5 protein-coding genes are annotated in these 6,439 nt (G+C 24.2%); all 5 read left to right on the forward strand.

All coding sequences use genetic code 11. From position 1 onward, the window contains the following. Positions 1–217: 217 nt before the first annotated feature. The 5 genes from leuB to repA all read left to right on the forward strand — a co-directional run bounded on the left by leuB (position 218) and on the right by repA (position 6,272). Positions 218–1,348, forward strand: a complete 1,131-nt coding sequence (gene leuB / locus AB4W62_RS02595) for a 3-isopropylmalate dehydrogenase (protein ID WP_367680152.1) — start codon at positions 218–220, stop codon at positions 1,346–1,348. Beyond that, positions 1,317–2,717 (forward strand): 3-isopropylmalate dehydratase large subunit, encoded by a 1,401-nt coding sequence (gene leuC / locus AB4W62_RS02600; RefSeq protein ID WP_367680153.1) that lies wholly within the window; start codon positions 1,317–1,319, stop codon positions 2,715–2,717. The genes leuB and leuC overlap by 32 nt, the downstream gene beginning before the upstream one ends. A gap of 7 nt (positions 2,718–2,724) precedes the next feature. Next, positions 2,725–3,330: a 3-isopropylmalate dehydratase small subunit gene (leuD, locus tag AB4W62_RS02605; protein ID WP_367680154.1), complete on the forward strand. Its 606-nt coding sequence runs from the start codon at positions 2,725–2,727 to the stop codon at positions 3,328–3,330. A 240-nt stretch (positions 3,331–3,570) separates the two neighbouring features. Next, a complete protein-coding gene (leuA, locus tag AB4W62_RS02610) occupies positions 3,571–5,100 on the forward strand; it encodes a 2-isopropylmalate synthase (RefSeq protein ID WP_367680151.1) in 1,530 nt (509 codons plus the stop codon). A gap of 326 nt (positions 5,101–5,426) precedes the next feature. Next, on the forward strand, positions 5,427–6,272 hold the full coding sequence (gene repA / locus AB4W62_RS02615; protein WP_367680155.1) for a plasmid replication initiator RepA: 846 nt from the start codon (positions 5,427–5,429) through the stop codon (positions 6,270–6,272). The last annotated feature ends 167 nt before the right edge of the window (positions 6,273–6,439 follow it).

Consider the following 6,439-nt stretch of genomic DNA (forward strand, 5'->3'; position numbering starts at 1 on the left):
ATAAATGCAAATGGTTTATAAAATAAATGCTTTTATAAAATAAATGCAAAATAACAAATAAATTATTAAAACAATAAAAAGATATAAACAAGTCATACTTTATAAAAAAAATTAATTAAAGAAATAATTTTTTTAATAAAATTTTTAATTTTAATTATATGGTATAATTATAAACACAGATAATTAAAAAATATTTTTTAAAATAAGAATTTTAATAATGAGAAAAAAAAATAAAATTGCTATTTTACCTGGAGATGGAATAGGACCTGAAGTTATAAAAGAAACATATAAAATTATAAATGTTCTTAATCGATATTTTAATTTAAATATTCAAACTAAAGAATATGATATTGGGGGAATTGCTATAGATAAATATGGAATAGGATTACCTGAAGAAACTATAGTTGGTTGTGAAAAATCTATTGCTATTTTATTAGGTTCTATAGGAGGGCCAAAATGGAATTATCTTCCTTTACATCAACAACCTGAAAGAAGTGGATTGTTAAATTTAAGAAAAAAATTTGGTTTTTTTTGTAATTTACGTCCAGCAAAATTATATCCAGAACTTCGAAAATTATCTCCTTTACGAAAAGAGATTGTTTCAAATGGTTTTAATATCCTTTGCATTAGAGAATTAACAGGAGGAATATACTTTGGTTTACCAAAAGGAACAAAAAAAAATGGAAAAAATAAGTATGCTTTCGATACAGAGATCTATTATGAATTTGAAATTGAAAGAATTGCTCATGTTGCTTTTCAAATAGCGCAGAAAAAAAAATTAAGAATAACTTCAATTGATAAAGCTAATGTTTTAGAAAGTTCCATTTTGTGGAGAAAAACTATTGAAAAAGTATCAAAAAAATATCCAAATGTAATTTTATCACATTTATATATAGATAACGCAGCAATGCAAATTATAAAAAATCCATCTCAATTTGATATAATTTTAACTTCTAATTTATTTGGGGATATTTTATCTGATGAATGTGCAATGATTACAGGTTCTATAGGAATGCTTCCTTCTGCAAGTTTTAATGAAAATAAATTTGGAATATATGAACCTGCTGGAGGATCTGCTCCTGATATTCAAAATAAAAATATAGCAAATCCTATAGCTCAAATTCTTTCTTTATCTATGTTAATAGAATATAGCTTAAAAAAACCAAAAATATCAAGATGTATAAACAAATCAATAAAAAATGTATTAAAAAAAGGATATAGAACTTTAGATATTGCAAATGATAAAGAAAAATATATTACTACAGAAGAAATGGGAAATCTTATTTCTGAATTTTTAATTAAAGAGTATGAAAAAAATGAAAAAAACGTTATATCAAAAAATATATGATGCTCATTTAGTACATGAAGAAAAAGAAGAAACACCAATTATATATGTTGATCTTCATCTAATTCATGAAGTAACATCACCTCAAGCGTTCCAATCTTTACGAATCAAAAATAGAATAGTAAGAAAACCAAAAAAAACTTTTGCTACCATAGATCATAATGTATCAACAACAAAAAGAGAAATTAATCAATTAGAAGACTTAGCAAAAATACAAATAAAAAAATTAGTTAAAAATTGTAAACAATTTAATATAAAATTATTTGATTTAAAACATATAGAGCAAGGAATTGTACATGTTATAAGTCCAGAACAAGGCTTAACTTTGCCAGGAATGACAATTGTATGTGGAGATTCACATACCTCCACACATGGAGCTTTTGGGGCATTATCATTCGGTATTGGAACATCAGAAGTAGAACATGTTTTTGCAACACAAACAATCAAACAAAATAGATTTAAAACTATGAAAATTAATGTTATAGGAAAAATTCCTAGATACATTACAGCTAAAGATATTATTCTTTTTATAATAAGAAAAATGACTACTTCAGGAGGCACAGGATTTATAATAGAATTTTCAGGAAATGTAATTTCTAAATTAAGTATGGAAGGTAGAATGACAATTTGTAATATGGCAATTGAAATGGGAGCAAAATCTGGCATCATTGCACCAGATGAAAAAACATATACCTATTTAAAAAATAAGAAATATGCTCCTAAAGGTAAAGAATGGAATAAAGCACTAAAATTTTGGAAAAATTTAAAATCCGATAAAGGTGCTAAATTTGATCAAGAAGTAGAAATAGATATATCAAACTTAGTCCCTCAAGTAAGTTGGGGAACTAAACCAGATCAAGTTATAGGAATAAATGAACCTATTCCTCGTATAGAATTTTATAAAAATAAATTAGAAAAAAAAGAATGTAAAGATGCTTTAACTTATATGAATATAAAACCAGGAACTTATTTAAATCAATTAAAAATTGATAAAGTTTTTATTGGTTCATGTACAAATTCAAGAATAGAAGATTTGCAAGAAGCTGCAAAATTTATTAAAAATAAAAATGTTTTTTCTAATGTAAAAGCTATTGTAGTTCCAGGATCGGGAATAGTCAAAAAACAAGCAGAAAAAGAAGGATTAGATCAAATTTTTATTAAAGCAGGATTTGAATGGAGATATCCTGGATGTTCTATGTGCTTAGGAATGAATGAAGACAGATTAAATCCAGGAGAAAGATGTGCTTCTACCAGTAACAGGAATTTTGAAGATAGACAAGGTAGAAGAGGAAGAACTCACTTAGTTAGTCCTAGTATGGCAGCAGCAGCAGCAATTGCAGGAACTTTCATAGATATAAGAAAATTTAATTAGGGAAAAAATGAAAAAATTTTTAACTCATAAAGGTACGATTGTTCCTTTAGATAAATCTAATGTAGATACTGATGCAATTATTCCGAAACAATTTTTAACTGAAATAAAAAAAACAGGATTTGGAAAGTATTTGTTTTTTAATTGGAGATTTTTAGATGGAAATACAAATGTACCAAATCCAAAATTTATTTTGAATAATGTTAATTATAGAAATTCAAGTATTTTATTAACTAGAGAAAATTTTGGATGTGGTTCATCAAGAGAACATGCTGTTTGGGCTTTAATAGATTATGGATTTAAAGCAATTATAGCCCCAAGTTTTGCAGATATTTTTTATAACAATAGTTTAAACAATCAACTATTATTAATTTCATTAGATAATGAAAAAATTGAAAATTTATTTTTTTTAATAAAAAAAAATATTAATGTTACAGCTAATATCTTTTTAAAAGAAAAAAAAGTTTTAATAGAGAAAAAAAAATATTCTTTTAAAATTAATAATTTTCATCAGTTTTGTTTATTAAATGGATTAGATACTATTGATTCAACTATGAAATCGAAAGAAAAAATAGAAATATATGAAAAAAATATTCCATCTTTTTTTCATATTTAAAATAAATATTAAAATTTAACTTATCAAAAATAAAAATATCCCCTCAAAGTTATTGATGCTTGGGCGGGCCGACATAACTCTGAGGGGATTTATTAATAAAAATGATATCATAATTTTAAAAAAAATCAAATTTTTATTTATTGAAAATTTTTTTTTTTTTTATATATATTATTAAAAAAAAATAGAATATTGTTCTAAACGTTTATTAAAACTTAATATATATTACATAAAAGGAAAAAAATGAAAAAGAAAATAATTATATTAGATACTACATTAAGAGATGGTGAACAGTCATTAAAAGCAAGCTTAACAGCAAGAGAAAAAATAAAAATAGCAATTGCTTTAGAAAATATGGGAATTGACGTAATTGAACTAGGATTTCCAATTTCCTCTCCTGGAGATTTTAAATCAATTCAACAAATATCTAAAATTATTAAGAATAGTAGAATATGTAGTTTAGCCAGATGTCTTGAGAAAGACATAGATGTTGCTGCAGAAGCAATGAGTTTTTCAAATTCATTTAGAATACATTTATTTTTAGGAACTTCAGATATTCATGTTAAATCAAAATTAAGAAAAAATTTTAAAGAAATTATAGAAATGGCAATTTCTTCTATAAAAAGAGCGAGAAAATATACAGATGATGTGGAATTTTCCTGTGAAGATGCTGGAAGAACTTCTATTGATAATTTATGTCGAATTATTGAAAAAGTAATAAAAGCAGGAGCAAAAACTATTAATATTCCAGATACAGTAGGATATTCTTTTCCAGAAAAATTCTCTCAAATAATTAAAGAAATAAGAAAAAGAGTTGATAATATCGATCAATCAATTATATCAGTTCATTGTCATAATGATTTAGGAATGGCAGTAGCAAATTCTATTTCTGCTATACAAGCTGGTGCTCAACAAATTGAAGGAACTATTAATGGCATTGGAGAAAGAGCAGGAAATGCTGCCTTAGAAGAAATAATAATGGCCATTAGATTACATGAAAAATCATTAAATGTATATACTAATATTAAACATAAAGAAATTTATAAAACTAGTCAAATAGTTAGCAAATTATGTTGTGTCCCAATTCCTATTAATAAAGCAATCGTAGGTATTAATGCTTTTTCACATTCCTCAGGTATACATCAAGATGGTGTTTTAAAAAATAAAAAAAATTACGAAATTATCGATCCTAATTCTATTGGTTTAAAAGAAGTTAAACTTAATTTAACTTCTCGTTCAGGAAGGGCAGCTGTAAAACATTACATGAAAGAAATGGGATATCATAAGAATGATTATGATATCAACCAATTATATCTTAATTTTTTAAAATTAGCAGATAAAAAAGGGCAAGTTTTTGACTATGATTTAGAAGCATTAGCATTTCTTAATGAAAAAAGAAAAGAATTATTTTATTTTAAATTAAAAAAATTTACTATTGAATCATATTCAAAAGGTACCACAACTGTTTCAATAAAATTATTATTACAAGAAAAAGAATATTCAACTAAGATAACTACTAATAGTGGTTCTATAGATGCTATATATCAAGCGTTAAAAAAATTAACAAATTATTCTTTTATTATTAAACAGTTTCAATTAACTTTAGAACAAAAAGGAGATTCAGAAATAAAAAAAATAGATATTACAATAAATTATAATAATCGTTGTTTTCATGGATTTGGATTAACAACAGATATTGTTGAATCTATAGTTAATGCTATGCTGGATGCAATTAATAATATACGACGTTCTGAAAAAATTAAGAAAAAATAAATTTTATTTAAAAAAAATGTTTTTTTTATATATATATATTATATTGCATATAAAAAATAATTACATTATTATAGTTAGCATTATTATTATTAGTAATATTTTTATTAAAAAATATTTAATTAAATTTAAAGTTTTAATATAGTTGGTTAAACCACACCTTTTTAAGTGGTTAGGTTGGGGAGAATTTTTCCCCAGGCGCAATAATTTTCAAATTTATTGACATTTGGGCGGACCGACGTAATTTTGAAAATTGAAAATAGATATAGAAAATATCTTTAATGCGTTAAAATTATTAACTTTCATTAGTTCCCGCCTAAGTCCAGGTTATAGTGTCTAGAAAAAACTATATACACAATCTTTATCCAATGTTTATACAACCAAAAAGCAAAAATAAACGGCCAGCTTTTATTCGTTATGCTATTAAAAAAGCTTCACAAGTTGATGTAGCTAGAAGTGAAATAAATTATACTACGCAACCTATTAATCCTGTCACAGGAAATATATTACCTAGATTTAGAAGATTAAACGAACATAGAGCAAGAGCTATGAGAGCTATGGTACAAGCGATGTTATATCATTTTAATATCTCTTCAGAACTAGTAATGGCTTCTATTGAAACTTTATCCGATGAATGTGGGTTATCAACAATTTCTAAAGCAGGAAATAAATCTATTACTAGAGCTTCTAGATTAATTACAGAATTTATGGAACCTATGGGATATGTTACATGTGAAAAAATTTGGGATCGAATTATGGGTACTTATATTCCTAAAATAATTACTTTAACACCTTTATTTTTTATGTTATTCGGAATTTCAAAATTTAAATTAGATCAAGTAAAAAAAAGGCAATTAAATTGGATTAATGAAAAGCGAGTTAAAAAAGGAGAATTTTCTATTACTTTAATGGAAATTAGAAGGGAAGCTAAAGAACAATATATTAGAAAAATTTTTCAATATAGAAAATCTAAATATATAATAAAGAAACAAAAAAAAGAAGCAAAAAAAATTATCAAACTAGAGGAAAAAATAGCTAGACAATATATTTTAAATGGATTAGTTAAACGTTATTCGATAGAAGAACTTGTAAAAATGGGTTCTATTGAATTAAAAAAACAGGTTAATTTTGAATATTTTAGATTAAGAAAAATTGCAAATAATATAACTACATAAATAAAATTAAAAATTAAAAATTAAAAATTTTGAATGCATTTTTTTGCATAGGGATTTTTTTTTTTTTTTTTCAAATGAATCGATTTCATTAAAAAATTAAGAAGAATAAAACATACATTTTATATATATATGTTTTAATTTTTTTGTTTTTATCTTTTTTTACACAT

The sequence above is a fragment of the Buchnera aphidicola (Mindarus abietinus) genome, from assembly GCF_964059085.1.
In the GTDB taxonomy this organism is placed as follows: Bacteria; Pseudomonadota; Gammaproteobacteria; order Enterobacterales; family Enterobacteriaceae; genus Buchnera_A; species Buchnera_A aphidicola_C.

Coding starts and splice junctions, on each gene's coding strand:
- leuB (WP_367680152.1), top strand. CDS start 218: ATGAGAAAAAAAAATAAAATTGCTATTTTACCTGGAGATGGAATAGGA.
- leuC (WP_367680153.1), top strand. CDS start 1,317: ATGAAAAAAACGTTATATCAAAAAATATATGATGCTCATTTAGTACAT.
- leuA (WP_367680151.1), top strand. CDS start 3,571: ATGAAAAAGAAAATAATTATATTAGATACTACATTAAGAGATGGTGAA.
- leuD (WP_367680154.1), top strand. CDS start 2,725: ATGAAAAAATTTTTAACTCATAAAGGTACGATTGTTCCTTTAGATAAA.